This window comes from Agaribacter flavus (genome assembly GCF_042646125.1).
GTDB lineage: Bacteria > Pseudomonadota > Gammaproteobacteria > Enterobacterales > Alteromonadaceae > Glaciecola > Glaciecola flavus.
The window spans coordinates 56,538-74,294 of record NZ_JBHRSW010000004.1; the positions used below are offsets into that span (position 1 = coordinate 56,538).

Here is a 17,757-nt window from a genome sequence, read left to right on the forward strand (position 1 = left end):
AACACATATATAGTATAGCGTAAACCTTACCATGAAATTTAAGAGACTGCTCGGTGATTGAATTTTTATTAAACAATGAGCACGTGTCCATCGAGCACGCGCGCGCAGATTTAACCGTTTTAAACTACTTGCGAGAACATCGCAAGATGCACGGTACAAAAGAAGGGTGTGCATCGGGAGATTGCGGCGCATGTACTGTCGTCGTTGCCGAGCCCAAGCCGGATAATACATTGACTTATTATTCACTCAATAGTTGCGTTACTTTTTTATCTGCTATCCATGGTAAACAGTTAATAACCGTTGAACATCTCGGCACCACCAAAAATATGCACCCCGTGCAACAGGCCATGGTTGATAAGCACGGTTCTCAATGCGGCTTTTGTACACCCGGTTTCATTATGTCGATGTTTGCGTTATATCACCAAACCGAAACCAATAGGACGCTTGAGCGTCATGAAATAAACACTGCATTATCTGGCAACCTCTGCAGGTGTACTGGGTATAAACCGATTATCAATGCGGCAATGGAAGCTTGTGGTCAAATTCCCAATGACCAATTTACTGCGCAAACATCAGCCACTGTGAAGCGTTTGCAAGCAATACGCGCCAAATCCTCAGGGGGTACTGAAAAGCTCTTACTGCCGAATACACGACAAGCCTTGCAACAAGCAATACAGGCAAATCCTCAAGCAAAATTGGTGGCTGGTAGCACGGATTTAGCCCTCGAACACACGCAACAACTCAAGCCTCTTGATACCTTGATAAGCCTATCTCACTTACCAAGTTTATCTCGCATTGAGGTGACGGATGACAAGTTAATTATCGGCTCAGCATGTTCTCTAAGTCGAGTGCAAGGTTCGCTAATTGAGTATTTCCCTTCGCTTAACGAAATTATCGAACGCTTTGCGTCACTGCCAATCCGAAATCAAGCAACCTTAGGAGGCAATATTGCCAACGCCTCGCCAATCGGTGATATGCCACCGGTATTACTTGCACTCAATGCTACGGTAGTAGTCGACAACGGAAAGGCGTATCGAGCGATAGCGATTGATGAATTTTTTACCGGCTACAGACAAACTAAGCTAGCACCGGACGAATGGATAGACTCCATTCAAATCCCCTTACCCACGCTATCTCAAATGGTTAAAGTTTACAAAGTGTCAAAACGATTTGAAGACGATATTTCCGCGGTCTGTGCGGCCTTTTCTATTTGTTTAGATAGCAAGGGTTGTGTTCTCGAACTGAGTACAGGTTTTGGTGGCGTAGCAGCTACGCCAGTTCAGTGCTCTCATTTAAAGGAAGCGCTTGTCGGCAAACTATGGGCAAATAAACAAGTATTAGATGAGACAAAGAGCATTCTCGAAAACGCATTTACGCCCATAGATGACGTGCGTGCAAGCGCGCAGTACAGAACAACAGTGGTAGCAAATCTATGGCATCGTTTCTGGCTAGAAACCAATCACGCCACACAAGCAATTGAAACAAGAGTCATAAACCATGCGTAAATTACTTGAGCAAACAGGATCAACTCCAACAATCAAGCATGAGTCTCAAGAAGTAGGTAAAAGTACTCAACACGAAAGTGCGCAACGGCAGGTATGTGGCAGTGCTCGCTATGTTGATGATATGCCAGAGCCTGCGAACACAAAATATGCAGCGATTGGCATCAGCCGCGCAACGTGTGGAACTATATCCGCGATTAATCTCGAAAAAGTAAAGGCCAGCCTTGGCGTGATTGATGTTATTACCGCAAAAGATGTACCTGGGCATGTCGATATTGCCCCTGTATTCGATGGTGATCCTGTATTGGCTGATGGCGAAATCAAGTTTTCTGGTCAGGCGGTTTTTGCCGTCCTCGCAGACTCGATGATTAACGCGCGGCGAGCTGCTCTGCTTGGTGACATTCAGCTCATCGAAACCACCCCTATACTTGATGTTGATACTGCACTAAGCCATTCTTCATTTGTCCGTCCTACTCACGATATGATTGCCGGCAATGCAGGCCAAGCGTTAGCTGCAGCCGAAAACCGTATCAGTGGTCAACTTTCTGTGGGAGGACAAGAGCACGTCTATCTCGAGGGACAAGTGTCACTGGCCATCCCCGAAGAAGAAGACAGAATGCACATTTATACCTCCAGTCAGCACCCTAGCGAAGTACAAAAACTCGTGGCAGAGGTGCTGGATGTCAAACTCAACAGAGTCGTTGTCGATATGCGTCGCATGGGCGGAGGGTTTGGAGGAAAAGAGACCCAAGCGGCACAATGGGCCTGCATAGCCGCGCTTTTAGCTAGACGAAACAACTGCGCAGTCAAAATTCGTTTGCCTCGTCAATTGGATATGATCGCTACTGGAAAGCGTCATCCTTTTGAAAATGACTATGAAGTGGGTTTTGATGACAAAGGACGCATTCAATGTGCAAAAATTACAGTTAACGGAAACTGTGGGCATTCTGCTGATTTATCAGATGCAATTGTTGATCGCGCTATGTTCCACGCCGACAACGCATACTTTTTAGGTGAGAGCCACATTCAAGGGCACCGTCTCAAGACTAATATAGTTTCGCACACCGCGTATCGAGGTTTTGGCGGTCCGCAGGGAATGATAATGGCCGAAGCTATCATGGACGCGATTGCACGAAAAACCGGTCAAGATCCGCTGACCACCCGATTAAATAACCTTTACGACAATGCTGAAAGAAATACTACCCCTTATGGCATGAAGGTCGAGAACAACATACTCCCTGACATCCTCGAAAAGCTGAGCCAATCTAGCGAGTATTGGCAGCGCCGAGAAGCCATTACCACGTTCAATCAAGAAAACCCTATATTAAAAAAAGGCTTGGCACTGACCCCCGTAAAATTTGGTATTTCTTTTACCGCCAAACACCTCAATCAAGCAGGAGCACTGGTACACGTATATACGGATGGCAGCATTCAAGCTAACCATGGTGGCACCGAAATGGGTCAAGGGCTACATACAAAAATTGCACAAATCACAGCCAACGAATTTGGCGTTTCTATTGACGATGTAGAGGTCACCTCTACTCGTACTGACAAAGTACCCAATACTTCACCGACCGCTGCATCGAGCGGAACGGACCTAAACGGTAAAGCCGTACAAAATGCCTGCATTAAAATTAAACAAGCACTTGCTGAATTCTACGCTAGCCAATGTAAAGCAGAACCAACAGAGGTCGTATTCACAAACAATAAGGTATGTCTTGGTGAGCACAGCATCCCATTTGTTGAGCTTGTCCAACAAGCATATATGAATAGAGTCTCTCTTTCTGCCAATGGGTTTTATAAGACACCAAAAATACATTACGACAGAAACACAGGAAAAGGTCGGCCTTTCTTTTACTTTGCCTATGGTGCATCTGTGTCTGAGGTCACGATTGATACCTTGAGCGGTGAGTACGCAGTAAATCGAGTTGACATTTTGCACGACGTCGGAGCGAGTATTAACCCTGCCATTGACAAAGGACAAATAGAAGGTGGCTTTATTCAGGGTATGGGCTGGTTGACTAGCGAAGATTTACGCTGGAATGAAAAAGGCCATCTAACAAGCAATAATCTTGCAACCTACAAAATACCAGCGATTGGCGATACCCCTGAAATATTCAATGTCGATTTGTACGATCGTCCAAATGCAGAAGACAGTATTTATCATTCGAAAGCAGTCGGTGAACCTCCTTTTATGTTGGCAATCTCGGTGTGGTGCGCAATCAAAGATGCCATTTCGAGCTTAAGTGACTACCAGATTGATCCACAACTAGACACACCCGCGACGCCTGAACGTGTGTTACAAGCCGTAACCACAATCACTCAAGGGACGTCTAATGACTAGCATACGTCATCCTGCACAAGCCGGCATACCAATCAATACTTGGTTTGAAGCACTTTATCGGTGTCAACAACAAGGGCAAGCTTATGTATTGATAACTGTGTTGCATACTGCAGGCTCTACGCCTCGCGAAGGCGGCACAAAAATGCTCATCACCGAGGCCTCTCAGTTTGATACAATTGGTGGCGGGCATTTAGAATATGAAGCCATCCAAGAAGCCCGTTCCTTGCTCGCCGACGGCACCATGACGCAAAAAATAGTGTCGTATCCTTTATCGAGTAAACTTGGGCAGTGTTGTGGTGGTGCGATGAAGCTCTTATTTGAAGTTCACACTCAACATACCCAACATCTTGCTGTATTTGGTGCTGGCCATGTCGCGCAAGCACTTGTGCCAATATTGGCGCAGCTGCCCCTGCAAATAAAGTGGATAGATAACCGCGAGGATTATTTCCAAGGCGACATGCATGCTGAGTACTTGCCGAACGTTAAGAAAATCTTCGATGACGATCCCTGTATCGAAATGGAAAATTTACCCAAAAAAGCTTGGGCAGTGATCCTCACACACAACCATCAGTTAGACTATGATTTAGTAGAGACTGGAATTAAGCAAGGTAAATTGAGCTTTCTTGGCATGATTGGTTCAGAAACGAAAGCCAAACGCTTTAAATGTCGATTAGCTAATCGCGGTTATACACCCGAACAAATTAGTACGCTCGTCAGCCCTATCGGCTGCCGTGAAATCGCAGGCAAACGCCCTATCGAAGTCGCAGTATCAATCAGCGCACAACTGATCAAACAACTACAGCTCAAAGAGCAAACCTCAAATGAATCAGCCGAGCTTCCTAGCTTCAACGCCAGTCATGAGCAAACCGTATGACAATTGACGAATTAAATACACTGACGACAGTGGATGCCATTAATTGGTTTATGCAAACATGTACCGCCTCCCGTTGGTGCCAATTAATGGTTAGCAACCGCCCCTACAACGATGCAAAACAATTAAAACAACAAGCCGCGCGTTGTTGGGGCGATATGCTAAAAAACGATTATCTTGAAGCTTTCAGCGGGCACCCGATGATTGGCGACATTAACAGTCTACGAAAAAAATTCGCCAATACCAAAGCACTGGCAGCCAATGAACAAAGCGGTACCCAAGTGGCAAGTGACGAGGTGTTACAGTGTTTGAAAGCACAAAATAAAGCATATTTGGATAAGCACGGCTTTATCTTTATTGTTTGTGCGACAGGGCTTTCGGCACAAACTATGTTGAGTATATTAGAACAACGCTTAGTAAACAGCACCGAAGCTGAATTGAAAACCGCCGCAGCCGAACAGTTAAAAATTACACTATTGCGCATAGACAAAGCCTTTGGAGAAACAGAATAGATGAACAGCTTATCAAGCCACGTACTGGATACAACTTCAGGAAAGCCAGCAGCAGGCATGAAACTTTGCTTAACCACAGCAAGCGGCGATAGTATTGAAGCGGTGACTGATAACGATGGAAGATGCAAGCAATGGGGAGACGTGGAGTTTTCGGCGGGGATCTATACTTTGCGTTTTTACTGCAAAGAATATTTACTCGAGAAGCACGGCGAGAGCTTTTATCCCCATGTAGACATCGCGTTTGAAATACAAGAAAACGGCGGGCACTATCATGTCCCTCTGCTTATTTCACCATTCGGCTTTAGTAGTTATAGAGGCAGCTAACAGCGTGAGTGCGAACCTGTCTTCGTCATCAATGATTTTCCGAGGGAGTATTGCACACTTCCCCAAAGTGAGCACATCCCCAAAAGATGATATTGTTTATTTGCATGATGGCGCAATAGTGGTAGAAAATGGCAAAATCACAGCCATTGATGACTACAAACAAATTCAACAAACATTTCCCAGCATGCCGCTTACTGATTATAGTGGCAAGCTAATTGTGCCCGGCTTTATTGACAGCCACACGCACTTTCCACAAACCGAAATGATTGCCAGCTACGGCGAACAGTTACTTGCTTGGTTAGCCGAATACACCTTTCCAACCGAGCTAAAGTTTGCTGACAAGAGCTATAGTGAGAAAATGGCTGGCCATTTTATCCAACAGCTTGTGCGCAATGGTACGACTACCGCATTGGCGTTTTCTACTGTGCATGCTCATGCTTGCAACGCCCTCTTTTCAGCGGCTGCAAAACGCAATATGGCAATGATTACCGGTAAAGTATGCATGGATAGGCATTGCCCCGAAGATTTGCAAGATACCCCTGAACTTGCTTATCAAGAAAGCAAAGCATTGATAGAAAAATGGCATGGGAAAGGAAGAAGTTTATATGCCATTACGCCTCGATTTGCCCCCACAAGTAGCGACGAGCAATTGCAAGCGCTAGGGAAATTGGCCAGCGAGTATCCGGATGTTTTTATTCAAACACATCTATCAGAGAACAAAGACGAAATAGCATGGGTAAGTAGCCTTTTTCCACATTGCAGTAATTATTTGGGCGTTTACCAACACTATGGCTTAGTGCGTAAACGCGCTGTTTTTGGGCATTGTATTCACTTGCAAGATGAAGAATGGCAAGCCCTTTCATCTGCGGGTGCAACGGTCGCTTTTTGTCCGAGTTCCAATCTTTTCTTGGGCAGTGGCCTGTTTGACAAACAGACTGCTGACAAGTATCAAGTTCAACAAGCCCTTGCTAGTGATGTGGGAGCGGGCACCAGTTTCAATTTGTTGCGAACCTATGGTGAAGCCTACAAAGTAAGTCAACTAAAGGGGCAAGCCATTGACCCACTGCAAGGCCTATATATGATGACAATGGGTGCCGCTGCAGCGCTTGAGCTAGACAAAGACATTGGCAACTTAAATCCAAATACCTTTGCCGATTTTGTCGTCCTTGAGCCACATTTTAACAGTTTGTCAACGCTAAGAATAAACGATACGTCTGACTGCGCCGATACCTTATTTGCCCTTTCAATAATGGGTGACGAAAGATGCATAAATCAAACTTACATTGCAGGCATTGCGCAGTTAGGTACAAACAAAACAGTAGAGGAGCCGGTAAATGCCGTGGCTTGATTGGTTATCACTTTTCGTAAAATGGTTTCACGTTATTGCAGGTGTCGCTTGGATAGGTGCTTCATTTTATTTCATTTGGCTCGACAACAGCCTCAGAGAGCCACCTAAGTGGAAAAAAGACAAAGGCATAAAAGGTGATTTGTGGGCGGTGCATGGTGGTGGCTTTTACGAGGTGGCCAAATATGCCTACGGCCCGGAAAAAATGCCGAGTACCTTACATTGGTTCAAATGGGAAGCCTATACCACTTGGATAAGTGGCATGGCCTTGTTGATTATCGTTTATTATTTGGGCGCATCTGCTTATTTGATTGACCCTAGTGTTAAAGCGATGTCAGAAGGGCAAGCGATTACCTTGGGTCTAGCTTATATATTCGTTGGTTTAGCGATTTACGAAGCGGCTTGCAGAAGTCCACTCGGTCAATTCCCAAAAGCTTTTGCTCTGTGTTTAATGACTTTCATCACGGTAGCCACGTGGTTAGCTACAGAATGGTTTAGTGGCAGAGGGGCATATATTCACGTAGGTGCGCTGATTGGTACCATCATGGTAGGCAATGTATTTTTCAACATTATGCCTGCCCAGCGAAAAATGGTCGACGCCGTAGCCAATAAAAAAAATATCGATCCAGCTTGGGGTGCTGGGGCAAAACTGCGCTCAGTACACAACAACTATTTCACCCTACCCTTGCTTTTTATCATGATAAGCAACCATTATCCGATGACTTATCAGCATGAGTTGAACTGGTTGGTCTTAGTACTCATTATTGCTATCTCAGCTTGGATACGCCATTTTTTCAACCTCAAACACGCAGGTACAATTAAGCCTAGCATACTGATTTCAGGTTTTATCGCTATGCTTGCACTCTCCGCATGGGTTTCATGGCCAAAACAGAGTTCACCATCAGATATCGATAGCGCTGTAAATTCGGGTGTAGACATACCGACACAAGCAGTGGTGCAAAGTTTGATAAGCAAGCACTGTATATCTTGCCACTCTTCAACACCCACAGATGATATCTTTAAAGTTGCGCCATTGGGCGTAATATTGGATACGTGGGAAGATATCGAGCGCTTGGAAACGCAAATCATTCACCGAACGACCGTTACCCGTGATATGCCCTTTTTGAACAAAACACAAATGAGTGATGAGGAAAGAAATCTACTAAAGGCTTGGCATAGCAGAGAAAAAGAATAAAAATTATCCGCGCCGTTTGGTCGTTTGTTCACTTCGGACGTTGCACGGTAAATGGTGAGGTAATACCTGTATATTCATTTGCGCCAAGCCTAGCCAGCGGTGCTATTTTATCGGCGTGGATTTTTAAACGTTGTTTATCATCTCTCGAGGTGCTATCTGCGTTTATATACACCTGTTTAATTTCAACAAAAATGAGTACCTGAGAGGCGTTCTCGATATGTTTTACCTCAAACAATTCGCAAGCATATGCGATATCGCAGTCGGCCAACCTAGGTAAGTCAAAACCATCAAAATCTGCCGTACTCAACTCCTTGCCCGTTCCTTGAGATCGAATCATCGAAATCTCAGACTCACCGAGTTCAAGTGTTGCTGCAGTTTGAGTTACGAGTGCTGCTTGTGCACTTGAAGCAATATGAATCACTATTTTTTTATTCTCTAGCACATTGCTCAGGGTATCTTTGTTTTCACCAGACGGCTTTTTACCCACAGAAATCATCATTAATGCCGGCTCGCTGGATACAGCAGTAAAATATGAGAAAGGGGCAAGATTTAATATTTTATCACCAGACAAGTCAGATGCCGTCAAAGCCCAAGCTATCGGACGTGGAATGAGCGTTTGTGTCATCAAGTGATAACGCTCGCTTGAGGTATATGCAGTAAAATCGATTATCATATTTTGTGTCTTTTTATGGCTTGGTTTTGGTATTTCTAGTATCACATATTGTGAATGGCGTGCGTTTTAAAGCATGTATGCGCCATCAATAGGTCTGCTGACAGTACGAGCGTTGTCAGATTGTCTAATGCAATGCTAACACAATTTTGTTTTTTCGGCATGGCAGTAATGAAGTAGAATAACCTAACCATGATGGAAAATGTGTGATCCATATGTTTAAGATTTTAGCTGTGTTGAAACACTACTTAGTAGAGGATGTTTGTTGCAAGATAATAATTTTCAAGCACTAAAAGCGGTCGTGGAAAGTTACGCGCCTTTGTCGCAAAAAACTTGGAGAGTGTTCTCTGGACTTTGCAAGCCATTTAAATTGCAAAAAAGAGACTTGCTTTACAAAGCGGGAGAAGTCCCCACGAGTTTTGCATTTGTTGAGGAAGGATTGATCAGAGGCTATACCCTTAGTGAGCAAGGTCAAGAATACAACAAAAACTTTTTTTGCGAGGGGCGAGTGATTTTCTACCTTTGCCTTCAACCGTGTTTATTGATTGTTATAGCTGTATTGGCGTTTAATTTCGACCACTTCAACCGTGTATCTCTGATACCACTTTTTTTGTCCAAGTTGCTGTGCAATACGGTGTTTGGCATCTTGGTGCCAGCGCTGAATATCCTCCTCGTTAGACCAGTAAGAAATTGCAATTTCCTGTTCGCCCTCGGTCACCGCAATAAAGTCAACACAATTGTAATGTGTAATCGCTAGGTCTCGCATAACACCAACCGTTTGCGAATAGTGATCATCTTGCTGACCGATAACGGCTTTAAAAATTACTGCAAACATGTCAGTACCTCCTCCCTTTGGGTGTCAGATAAATCTGGTTACTAACGCTCAAGCATATTAATTGCTTCAGCGCATTGCGTTGTTCCGGCAACAATTGGGTTCGGTTTACCGTTGAGTATATTAGCGAGCGAGCTAATTGCTTGTGTAAGCCGATATTGCGCGCTGATTTTGCTCGCTTCCACAAGCTAAGAAAAGAAACCATCTACAAACGAAAACCTAACTCCGGTAGACAGTCTTAATCAAATGAAAGCCAAATTTGGTTTTTACTGGACCATGCACTTCAAACAAAGCCTTTTTGAAAACAATATCGTCAAAGGCTTTGACCATACCTCCACGACTAAACTCCCCTAAATCTCCTCCTCGTTTGCAAGACGGACAGATAGAATGCTTTTTAGCTAGCTGCTGAAAGTTAGCACCTTTGGCCAATTGCTGCCTGATTTTTTCGGCTTCTTCTTTTGTCTTCACTAGAATATGGTATGCGCTGGCACGTTGCATGATACTCTCCTCTGGCTGGCATTTGATCACTTAGCGAGGTGGTTCGCCAGTCTTCGTTAAAGTTGTGCATTTTTATGGCTCGCTTTTTTCCTTTTCTTCTTCAACGTTATCTGAACCTGTTTCTAGGTCATCTGAATCATCTGGATCGTCCGCATCATCTGCTTCTGGTTGTGTCTTGTCATTATCTGTTGATGTTTCATCTGAGCTTGGCTCTGGTTTATCATCTGCCGCTTGAATGCATGTTTCTTCGACAGACTCTTCAGAATGAGAGGGTAGCTCGTCTTCCTCAACCGCTTCTGTAAGATATTTTTCGTCAATCGATTTTTTAGAGCTAATCCCAAGCTTCTTAAACGACTGAGCTTGATTGATCAGGTTACCTCGACCTGTAGACAGTTTGTTCATTGCGGCCTCGTACGACTTGCTCGTTTGATCAATATGCTTACCAATTTTTTCCATGTCTAACACAAAGTTCGCGAATTTCTCGTACATCTTACGAGCTTGTTCAGCAATTTTTGCTGCATTTTGGTTTTGGTATTCGTACTGCCAAATATTGTGAATGGTACGTAGCGCCACGAGTAGATTTGTTGGGCTTACAAGTAATATTTGATTGTCTAATGCAAGTTTTACCAAGGTCTGGTCAGCCTCAATAGCCGCGATAAAAGCAGATTCTACCGGTACAAACATCAATACATAATCAAGGGTTTGTAAACCCTGTAAATCTTGATAGTCCTTTTTACTAAGCCCCTTAATATGGCCTCTAAGCGAATTCACATGCTCCTTTAAAGCCTGCTCACGTGCGGCCTTGTCTTCAGCATTCACGGCTCTTTCATAAGCGAGTAAAGACACTTTCGAATCGATAACGATGTCTTTATTGTCGGGTAGATGCACCACTACATCCGGTTGGTAACGTTTGCCTTCTTCATTTACTGCACTTTTTTGTACTTCATACTCATGCCCTGCGCGTAAACCAGACTCTTCTAACACTCGCTCAAGGACAATCTCTCCCCAATTCCCTTGTTGTTTATTATCACCTTTTAGTGCATTAGTCAGTGCTGAGGCCTCTTGTGTGATTTTTTGGTTTAATTCTTTTAACCCAAGAATTTCAGACTTGAGTGAAGCCCGTTCTTTACCTTCAGTCACATATTGATCGGTGATTTGTTTTTTAAAGTCATCAATTTGGTTTTTTAATGGACTGAGCAGCTGGCTTAATCCAGTTTCGCTGGTTTTAGTGAACTTCTCTGCCTTTTGTTCAAATATCTTATTGGCAATGTTTTCAAACTCTGAGCCCAAACGCTTTTCAGCTTTATTAACAAGTTCCAGCTTTTCTTGCATGTACTCTCTTTCTTTTTCAAGAGACGATTGAAGTACAGAATACCGCTCACTCAACTGTTGGTTTTTGTCCAAGAGTTGATCATATCGAGCTTGTAAATCTAGTCTTTCTTGCGCTATTCGCTCTAGATCTTCAATTTTTTGATGCATTTCTCCGATGGTTCGTTGGTTTTGCGTATTTAAGCTTTGCAAACCATCAATCTTGCCTTCAAAGCTTTGTTTATCAATGATTGCCTGTCGCTTGAGCTCGTCAAGCTGACTGTCCATTTCTTCTACTTTTTCACCACTTTGCAGGTATTGCACCTGTAAAACTTCGTAGTTTTTGTAACTTTCAACCAGTGCTAATTCGTTTTGCTTGTTCTTTTTAAGGACAATCATAAGCCAACACACACATACGATTAACAGCACACAAGGCAAAACGATGGCTAACTTTACAAGAACAGAAAGGGCAAGAAACGCGTCCATTTACTAACATTGACTCCGATGGGAAAGAACAAAAAATATTTAAGCGAATGGGGTGCTATGAAGGGAAAGCATCCCAATTGCTATGCAATAAAACACAAGGTCGTCTTCAATCAATTCAAGGGAAGATAATAAGACACCATGCCTTTTATTCTAGACTACATTGAGCATTGAAGAGACTGCAAACTGCTAATTTGGCTCACAAGCACAGCTTGCGAGCCTCAAACTTGGCAATTACTTGGCTAGTGCAGCGTCTAACTCAGCAATTTTAGCCTTCCAAATAGCAGGACCCGTTTGGTGAGCGTTCGAACCAGTGCTATCCACTGCTACGGTAACAGGCATATCTTCTACTTCAAATTCGTAAATGGCTTCCATTCCTAAATCTTCAAACGCCACGACTTTGGCTTGCTTAATCGCTTTTGAAACCAAGTATGCCGCACCACCAACAGCCATGAGGTATACGGACTTATGTTTAGCAATGCTCTCAACCGTTGCATTTCCGCGCTCCGCCTTACCTATCATGCCAATGATACCGGTTTCTTCAAGCATCAAGTCGGTAAACTTGTCCATTCTCGTCGCTGTCGTAGGCCCTGCAGGTCCTACGACTTCTTCACCCACTGCATCCACAGGGCCTACGTAGTATATAAATTTATTGGTAAAGTCCACGCCTTCTGGTAAACCTTCGCCGTTTTGCAGCATGGTTTGAATACGCTTGTGCGCCGCGTCTCTTCCAGTAAGCATTTTACCGCTGAGTAAAACGGTTTCACCGACTTTCCACTCTTGAATGTCTTCTTTAGTTAAGGTGTCCATATTTACGCGACGCGTGCCTTCGCTCACTTCCCAAGTTACTTCTGGCCAATCGTCCAAGGCCGGTGCTTTGAGCTCAGCCGGTCCACTACCATCTAAGTAAAAGTGTGCATGGCGTGTTGCGGCACAATTGGGGATCATGGCAACGGGCTTAGAGGCCGCGTGGGTAGGTACAGACTTAATTTTAACATCGACAACAGTGGTCAAACCGCCCAAACCTTGTGCACCTATGCCTAAGGCATTGACTTTATTGTAGATATCAACACGTAGTTTCTCTTCTGTGGTCTTAGCCCCACGCGCCAGTAGCTCAGGCATGTCAACGGGATCCATTAAAGACTCTTTAGCCAGTACTGCAGCCTTTTCTGCGGTACCACCTATACCTAAACCAAGCATACCTGGCGGGCACCACCCTGCCCCCATTAATGGTAAGGTTTTGACTACCCAATCTGCGATATCATCACTGGGATTGAGCATCACCATTTTTGACTTGTTTTCCGAACCGCCACCTTTTGCGGCAATCATTACTTCGATTTTTTCGCCGGCTACCATGTCGATATGCACTACGGCTGGGGTATTGTCTTTCGTATTCTTTCTTGAACCTGCTGGATCAGCCACAATCGAGGCACGCAAAGGATTGTCTGGGTTTAAATATGCGCGTCTTGTGCCTTCGTCGACCATTTCTTGCACAGTCATATCCGTCTTATCCCACTGCACGCCCATCCCGACTTTTACAAAGCAGGTAACAATGCCTGTGTCTTGGCAAATTGGGCGCTTGCCTTCTGCCGACATTCTTGAGTTGATCAGAATTTGTGCCATGGCATCTTTTGCTGCCTGACTTTGCTCTTTATTGTAAGCATCTTCTACGGCTTTAACGTAATCTAAGGGATGGTAATATGAAATAAACTGCAGGGAATCTTCGATACTGTCAATGAAGTCTTGTTGACGAATAATAGCCATGTCTTCCTCATAAAAATATGTTGCTGAGAGATTTTCGCACGTATACTACCGCTTAAAGTGTCAATACTCCAAGAAAACCTTTGTTGAATCTATGTCCACAAGTTCGTCTAAACCCAAGCTTACCATTGAAAAAATAGAAACGTTCGCTTCAACATGCCATGCCTTGTTTCAACGAGTACAGCATAAACCTTGGGCTATGTTGTTAGATACGGCAAATAACCGACTGAGTGACGGGCGTTACGATATTATCGTTTATGATCCCCTTGCTACTTATTCATACAAGGCCATAAACAACAAGGGAGACGCTACTTTTGAGGTCTTCAACAGCGCCTTTTCTTTATCCACACCAAGCGGCGACTGTCCATTTAGTAGTTTAGCCGAGTTGCACAACGAATTTACCAGCCAGATAAATTTGGCTCGAACTGCAACAAACGCTCCCCAATTGCCCTATAAACTGGGTGCAATGGGCTTGTTTTCATACGACATTAATACCGTTACAGATAACATAAAAGATGCCTTGCCGAGTCAATATACCTTGCCTGATATTGCAGTTGGCTTCTATAACCAATCTCTTATTGTAGATAATCAAACAGGCATTGTTTATCACTGTTCTGCCTGTCACTCTGAGCAAGAGAAAAAAGCGTGGCTACTCCCCTTTTTGAGCGACGAACGCACTTTGAGTCAATCCACTCCGGCGTTTAAGCTCAATTCGCCTTGGCAGTCGAATATGTCAAAAACCGAGTACGACGCAGGTATGCAAAAAATTGATGCATACTTACGAGCCGGTGATTGCTATCAAGTCAACTACGCCCAGCGTTTTAGTGCCACATACACAGGCTGTGAATGGGCGGCCTATAAAGCGTTGAGTGAAACCAATAAGGCGCCTTTTTCTGCGTTTATTCGATTGGAGAACGCGGCAATACTGAGCCTTTCCCCCGAACGCTTTCTACAATTAAAAAACCGTAAAGTACAAACAAAACCGATTAAAGGCACACGTAAACGCGCAGACGATCCAGTCAAAGACAAAGCCATGGCTGAGGAGTTGTTTAATTCAGAAAAAGATCGCGCCGAAAATTTGATGATTGTCGATTTACTTAGAAATGATCTGAGTAAACACTGCCAAGCATTTTCTGTCCAAGTACCGGCGTTGTTTTCTGTCGAAAGCTACTCTGCCGTTCATCATTTAGTCAGCACGGTAGAAGGTGAGCTCAAACAAGACGCTAGCCCCTTTGACTTACTTAAAGGCGCATTTCCGGGAGGATCAATCACGGGAGCACCTAAAGTGCGAGCGATGCAAATCATTCAAGAGTTAGAGCCCGACAAACGCAGTATTTACTGCGGAAGCATCGGTTATGTTGGTATTGATGGCGACATGGATACTAGTATCTGTATCCGAACGGTACTTGCAGAAAAGGGCGAGCTTTTCTGTTGGGCCGGAGGTGGAATTGTACTTGATTCAACGGCTAGTAATGAATATCAGGAAACACATGATAAAGTAGCAAGGATATTACCTATTTTATCCAACTACGGCGAATAACACAGTATAGATGGACACCCCCAGTTTTATTAAGGCTTTTCAACACCCTTGGTCGATACCCAAGCAATCTATTGTGCCTGCAGCAGAAAAATTGAGACCCGCGGCAGTATTGCTTTGCTTAAATCCAAAAGCTAGCGGCGCAAATGTAATCCTAACCGAGCGCGCCCACCACCTCAAACACCATGCAGGTCAAATTAGTTTTCCTGGAGGGAAAGTAGAAAGTAGCGATAAGAATCTGACTCATACTGCATGCAGAGAGGCCGAAGAAGAGATCGGTTTATTCTCAGATAAACTCACAATACTGGGCAACATGCCACCGTACACGACAGTGAGTGGTTTTTCAGTCACACCCGTTGTGGCTTGCCTAGAAAAGGCAATTGATATTTCAATTCATTTAAGCGCCGATGAAAATGAAGTCGCCTCTATTTTTGAAATACCCTTATCTTTCATCTTAGTCGGTAAGAACTACCAAAGCCTGAGCTTGACAAGAAAAAACAAGCAACAAATGGTGCATTTTATTCAATATGAAAACAGAACCATTTGGGGAGCCACTGCAGGCATTCTGTATACGCTGTATCAGCAGCTCTCTCTAGTAAGCTCGCAACAGACATAGAGATAGCTATAACCCATGTGTGTTTGCGATTTTAACTAGGGTCTGTTGACCTTTGCTATGATTTTTTAAGCGGGAAACTCACTTAACGGGAAGAGTTAAGCCTTTGAACATTTTTTCAACTTCTTCATTATTTTTTTGCATCATCGCCCGCTCAACCACGTCTTTTGTCAAATGTGGCGCAAAGCGCTCAATAAAGTCGTACATATAGCTGCGTAAGAATGATCCTTTTCTAAAGCCAATTTTTGTTGTGCTGTAATCAAACAAATGACTGGCATCGATTTTTACCAAATCAGAATCCAAGTTTTCATCCACGGCCATTGACGCAATAACGCCCACACCGACACCTAATCTTACGTAGGTTTTGATAACATCCGCATCAGTAGCAGTGAACACAATTTTAGGATCCAATCCAGCTTGGTTAAACGCACGATCCAACTCCGAACGACCATTGAAGCCAAATACATAAGTAACTAAAGAATACTTAGCTAAATCTTCCATAGTGATAGAAGTTTTTTTAGCTAGGGCGTGGGTTTTGCTTACAATGACAGAACGGTTCCAATGGTAGCAAGGCAGCATAACCAAGTCGTTGTACAAATGCAGAGACTCCGTCGCAATAGCAAAATCAGCCTCACCTTTTGCAGCCAAATCACTGATTTGAGACGGCGTGCCTTGATGCATATGAAGCGATACTTTGGGGTACTTGCTCATAAAACCTTGTATTACATCTGGCAGTGCATAGCGGGCCTGCGTATGGGTGGTCGCAATGTTAAGCTTACCTTGATCGGGTAAAGTATGTTCTCGTGCTACCGACTTGATGCTTTCAACCTTGGCCAATATCTCTCTAGCAATATTAATTACTTCATTGCCCGCATCGGTAACGTGGGTTAAGTGCTTACCACTTCTACCAAAAATTTGAATACCTAGTTCGTCCTCCAGCATCCGAACTTGTTTACTGATCCCTGGCTGTGAGGTGTATAGGTTCTCTGCCGTGGCTGAGACATTCAAATTATTATTTAATACTTCGACGATATAGCGTAGTTGTTGTAGCTTCATGAAGGACCTTGTTGAGAAAATCAAATGCGCGTCTAATTTTTTTGGCTTGGCTGCCGATATCTTGATACAAGCACTCGCTATAGATGATAGCGAATATAAAACTAAAATGCATAAGAAAATTACTTTTTTATCTGCATTTTACTTGTTTTCTAGTCACTAAACGGTTTGGCCTAACAACTATGTCGCAAATATCTACCGCAGAGTCAGCACACGTACCTGAACAAATTGAGTTCACCTCGGTAATGGCAGTAGCTATACACGACATGAAAAACAGCTTGAGTCTGCTGATTCAATCCATCGAACAAATGGCCAATAGTTTTCCTGAAGAGGCCGTGGAAGTACTCGATAAACTTAACGCTGTGCATTATGAAGCCAATAGAATGAATACCACACTCGTTCAAGTGTTGAGTTTGTATAAAGCGTCGGTAGAAGCGCTACCAATTAACGTAGACGAAGTTTACGTGGGCGACTTAATAGAAGAAATCATCGAATCTAACGCAGTGTATATAAAGCAAAAAGATATCCAAGTCAGTGCAGATGTCGATGAAGATTTGTCATGGTATTTTGACAGGGATCTGGTGTATATGTTGGTCTACGATGTCATCATTAACGCTATTCGTTACGGCTGCTCGTCAGTCAGCTTGCGCGCATACATTGACAATCAGCAGCTAGTGATTCAAGTAGAGGATGATGGCCCAGGTTATCCCCCCGCAATGTTAGAAATGTCTACAATTGAACTAACACAACAATGTATCAGCGAAGGCAGAACGGGTTTAGGCTTGTTTTTCGCTCGCCTGATTGCACAAACGCATAAAAACCAAGGCAAACAAGGAAACATCACACTGTCGAATAGCCCGATTACAGGTGGCAGTATATTTAAACTGCAGTTGCCGTAGTAAAGGATTG

At 43.8% G+C, this 17,757-nt stretch carries 16 protein-coding genes; 10 read left to right on the forward strand and 6 right to left on the reverse strand.

The genetic code is table 11. The features are described from left to right. Positions 1-53 precede the first annotated feature (53 nt). The 7 genes from xdhA to ACFOHL_RS00325 are packed head-to-tail and all read left to right on the forward strand — an operon-like array spanning position 54 to position 8,093. Complete coding sequence (gene xdhA, locus ACFOHL_RS00295; RefSeq protein WP_376918197.1) at positions 54-1,505, forward strand: xanthine dehydrogenase small subunit; 1,452 nt, start codon at positions 54-56, stop codon at positions 1,503-1,505. Then, on the forward strand, positions 1,498-3,846 hold the full coding sequence (xdhB, locus tag ACFOHL_RS00300; RefSeq protein WP_376918198.1) for a xanthine dehydrogenase molybdopterin binding subunit: 2,349 nt from the start codon (positions 1,498-1,500) through the stop codon (positions 3,844-3,846). The genes xdhA and xdhB overlap by 8 nt, the downstream gene beginning before the upstream one ends. Beyond that, a complete protein-coding gene (gene xdhC / locus ACFOHL_RS00305) occupies positions 3,839-4,720 on the forward strand; it encodes a xanthine dehydrogenase accessory protein XdhC (RefSeq protein WP_376918199.1) in 882 nt (293 codons plus the stop codon). Before xdhB ends, xdhC begins: the two co-directional genes overlap by 8 nt. Further along, positions 4,717-5,229, forward strand: a complete 513-nt coding sequence (gene uraD / locus ACFOHL_RS00310) for a 2-oxo-4-hydroxy-4-carboxy-5-ureidoimidazoline decarboxylase (protein WP_376918200.1) — start codon at positions 4,717-4,719, stop codon at positions 5,227-5,229. Before xdhC ends, uraD begins: the two co-directional genes overlap by 4 nt. Further along, on the forward strand, positions 5,230-5,553 hold the full coding sequence (gene uraH, locus ACFOHL_RS00315; protein WP_376918201.1) for a hydroxyisourate hydrolase: 324 nt from the start codon (positions 5,230-5,232) through the stop codon (positions 5,551-5,553). A 31-nt stretch (positions 5,554-5,584) separates the two neighbouring features. Beyond that, on the forward strand, positions 5,585-6,901 hold the full coding sequence (gene guaD, locus ACFOHL_RS00320; RefSeq protein ID WP_376918556.1) for a guanine deaminase: 1,317 nt from the start codon (positions 5,585-5,587) through the stop codon (positions 6,899-6,901). Continuing rightward, positions 6,888-8,093: a urate hydroxylase PuuD gene (locus ACFOHL_RS00325; RefSeq protein ID WP_376918202.1), complete on the forward strand. Its 1,206-nt coding sequence runs from the start codon at positions 6,888-6,890 to the stop codon at positions 8,091-8,093. Before guaD ends, ACFOHL_RS00325 begins: the two co-directional genes overlap by 14 nt. 28 nt (positions 8,094-8,121) lie before the next feature. On the opposite strand, the gene ACFOHL_RS00330 is transcribed toward ACFOHL_RS00325, so the two are convergent. The 5 genes from ACFOHL_RS00330 to ACFOHL_RS00350 all read right to left on the reverse strand — a co-directional run bounded on the left by ACFOHL_RS00330 (position 8,122) and on the right by ACFOHL_RS00350 (position 13,648). Continuing rightward, positions 8,122-8,766, reverse strand: a complete 645-nt coding sequence (locus ACFOHL_RS00330) for a flavin reductase family protein (RefSeq protein WP_376918203.1) — start codon at positions 8,764-8,766, stop codon at positions 8,122-8,124. Positions 8,767-9,301: 535 nt separating this feature from the next. Then, positions 9,302-9,598, reverse strand: coding sequence for an antibiotic biosynthesis monooxygenase family protein (locus ACFOHL_RS00335; RefSeq protein WP_376918204.1), 297 nt, complete (start codon positions 9,596-9,598; stop codon positions 9,302-9,304). A 216-nt stretch (positions 9,599-9,814) separates the two neighbouring features. After that, positions 9,815-10,093, reverse strand: coding sequence for a peptidylprolyl isomerase (locus tag ACFOHL_RS00340; RefSeq protein WP_376918205.1), 279 nt, complete (start codon positions 10,091-10,093; stop codon positions 9,815-9,817). A gap of 72 nt (positions 10,094-10,165) precedes the next feature. Beyond that, positions 10,166-11,800, reverse strand: a complete 1,635-nt coding sequence (gene rmuC, locus ACFOHL_RS00345) for a DNA recombination protein RmuC (RefSeq protein WP_376918206.1) — start codon at positions 11,798-11,800, stop codon at positions 10,166-10,168. 318 nt (positions 11,801-12,118) lie between these two features. Then, a complete protein-coding gene (locus ACFOHL_RS00350) occupies positions 12,119-13,648 on the reverse strand; it encodes a fumarate hydratase (protein ID WP_376918207.1) in 1,530 nt (509 codons plus the stop codon). Between the two features lie 91 nt (positions 13,649-13,739). On the opposite strand from ACFOHL_RS00350, the gene pabB reads away from it, so the two are divergent. Both pabB and ACFOHL_RS00360 read left to right on the forward strand, forming a co-directional pair. Continuing rightward, positions 13,740-15,185, forward strand: a complete 1,446-nt coding sequence (pabB, locus tag ACFOHL_RS00355; RefSeq protein ID WP_376918208.1) for an aminodeoxychorismate synthase component I — start codon at positions 13,740-13,742, stop codon at positions 15,183-15,185. A gap of 10 nt (positions 15,186-15,195) precedes the next feature. Beyond that, entirely contained in the window at positions 15,196-15,798 is a 603-nt protein-coding gene (locus ACFOHL_RS00360; protein WP_376918209.1) for a CoA pyrophosphatase, read from the forward strand. 78 nt (positions 15,799-15,876) lie between these two features. On the opposite strand, the gene cysB is transcribed toward ACFOHL_RS00360, so the two are convergent. Further along, positions 15,877-16,851, reverse strand: a complete 975-nt coding sequence (gene cysB, locus ACFOHL_RS00365; RefSeq protein WP_376918210.1) for an HTH-type transcriptional regulator CysB — start codon at positions 16,849-16,851, stop codon at positions 15,877-15,879. Between the two features lie 179 nt (positions 16,852-17,030). Between cysB and ACFOHL_RS00370 the strand changes: the two genes are divergently transcribed. Further along, positions 17,031-17,747, forward strand: a complete 717-nt coding sequence (locus tag ACFOHL_RS00370; protein WP_376918211.1) for a sensor histidine kinase — start codon at positions 17,031-17,033, stop codon at positions 17,745-17,747. Positions 17,748-17,757: the final 10 nt, after the last annotated feature.

Excerpts from the sequence above, each read along its gene's own strand:
- xdhB (WP_376918198.1), top strand. The coding sequence starts at position 1,498 with ATGCGTAAATTACTTGAGCAAACAGGATCAACTCCAACAATCAAGCAT.
- xdhC (WP_376918199.1), top strand. The coding sequence starts at position 3,839 with ATGACTAGCATACGTCATCCTGCACAAGCCGGCATACCAATCAATACT.
- uraD (WP_376918200.1), top strand. The coding sequence starts at position 4,717 with ATGACAATTGACGAATTAAATACACTGACGACAGTGGATGCCATTAAT.
- uraH (WP_376918201.1), top strand. The coding sequence starts at position 5,230 with ATGAACAGCTTATCAAGCCACGTACTGGATACAACTTCAGGAAAGCCA.
- guaD (WP_376918556.1), top strand. The coding sequence starts at position 5,585 with ATGATTTTCCGAGGGAGTATTGCACACTTCCCCAAAGTGAGCACATCC.
- ACFOHL_RS00325 (WP_376918202.1), top strand. The coding sequence starts at position 6,888 with ATGCCGTGGCTTGATTGGTTATCACTTTTCGTAAAATGGTTTCACGTT.
- ACFOHL_RS00330 (WP_376918203.1), bottom strand. The coding sequence starts at position 8,766 with ATGATAATCGATTTTACTGCATATACCTCAAGCGAGCGTTATCACTTG.
- ACFOHL_RS00335 (WP_376918204.1), bottom strand. The coding sequence starts at position 9,598 with ATGTTTGCAGTAATTTTTAAAGCCGTTATCGGTCAGCAAGATGATCAC.
- ACFOHL_RS00340 (WP_376918205.1), bottom strand. The coding sequence starts at position 10,093 with ATGCAACGTGCCAGCGCATACCATATTCTAGTGAAGACAAAAGAAGAA.
- rmuC (WP_376918206.1), bottom strand. The coding sequence starts at position 11,800 with ATGATTGTCCTTAAAAAGAACAAGCAAAACGAATTAGCACTGGTTGAA.
- ACFOHL_RS00350 (WP_376918207.1), bottom strand. The coding sequence starts at position 13,648 with ATGGCTATTATTCGTCAACAAGACTTCATTGACAGTATCGAAGATTCC.
- pabB (WP_376918208.1), top strand. The coding sequence starts at position 13,740 with ATGTCCACAAGTTCGTCTAAACCCAAGCTTACCATTGAAAAAATAGAA.
- ACFOHL_RS00360 (WP_376918209.1), top strand. The coding sequence starts at position 15,196 with ATGGACACCCCCAGTTTTATTAAGGCTTTTCAACACCCTTGGTCGATA.
- cysB (WP_376918210.1), bottom strand. The coding sequence starts at position 16,851 with ATGAAGCTACAACAACTACGCTATATCGTCGAAGTATTAAATAATAAT.
- ACFOHL_RS00370 (WP_376918211.1), top strand. The coding sequence starts at position 17,031 with ATGTCGCAAATATCTACCGCAGAGTCAGCACACGTACCTGAACAAATT.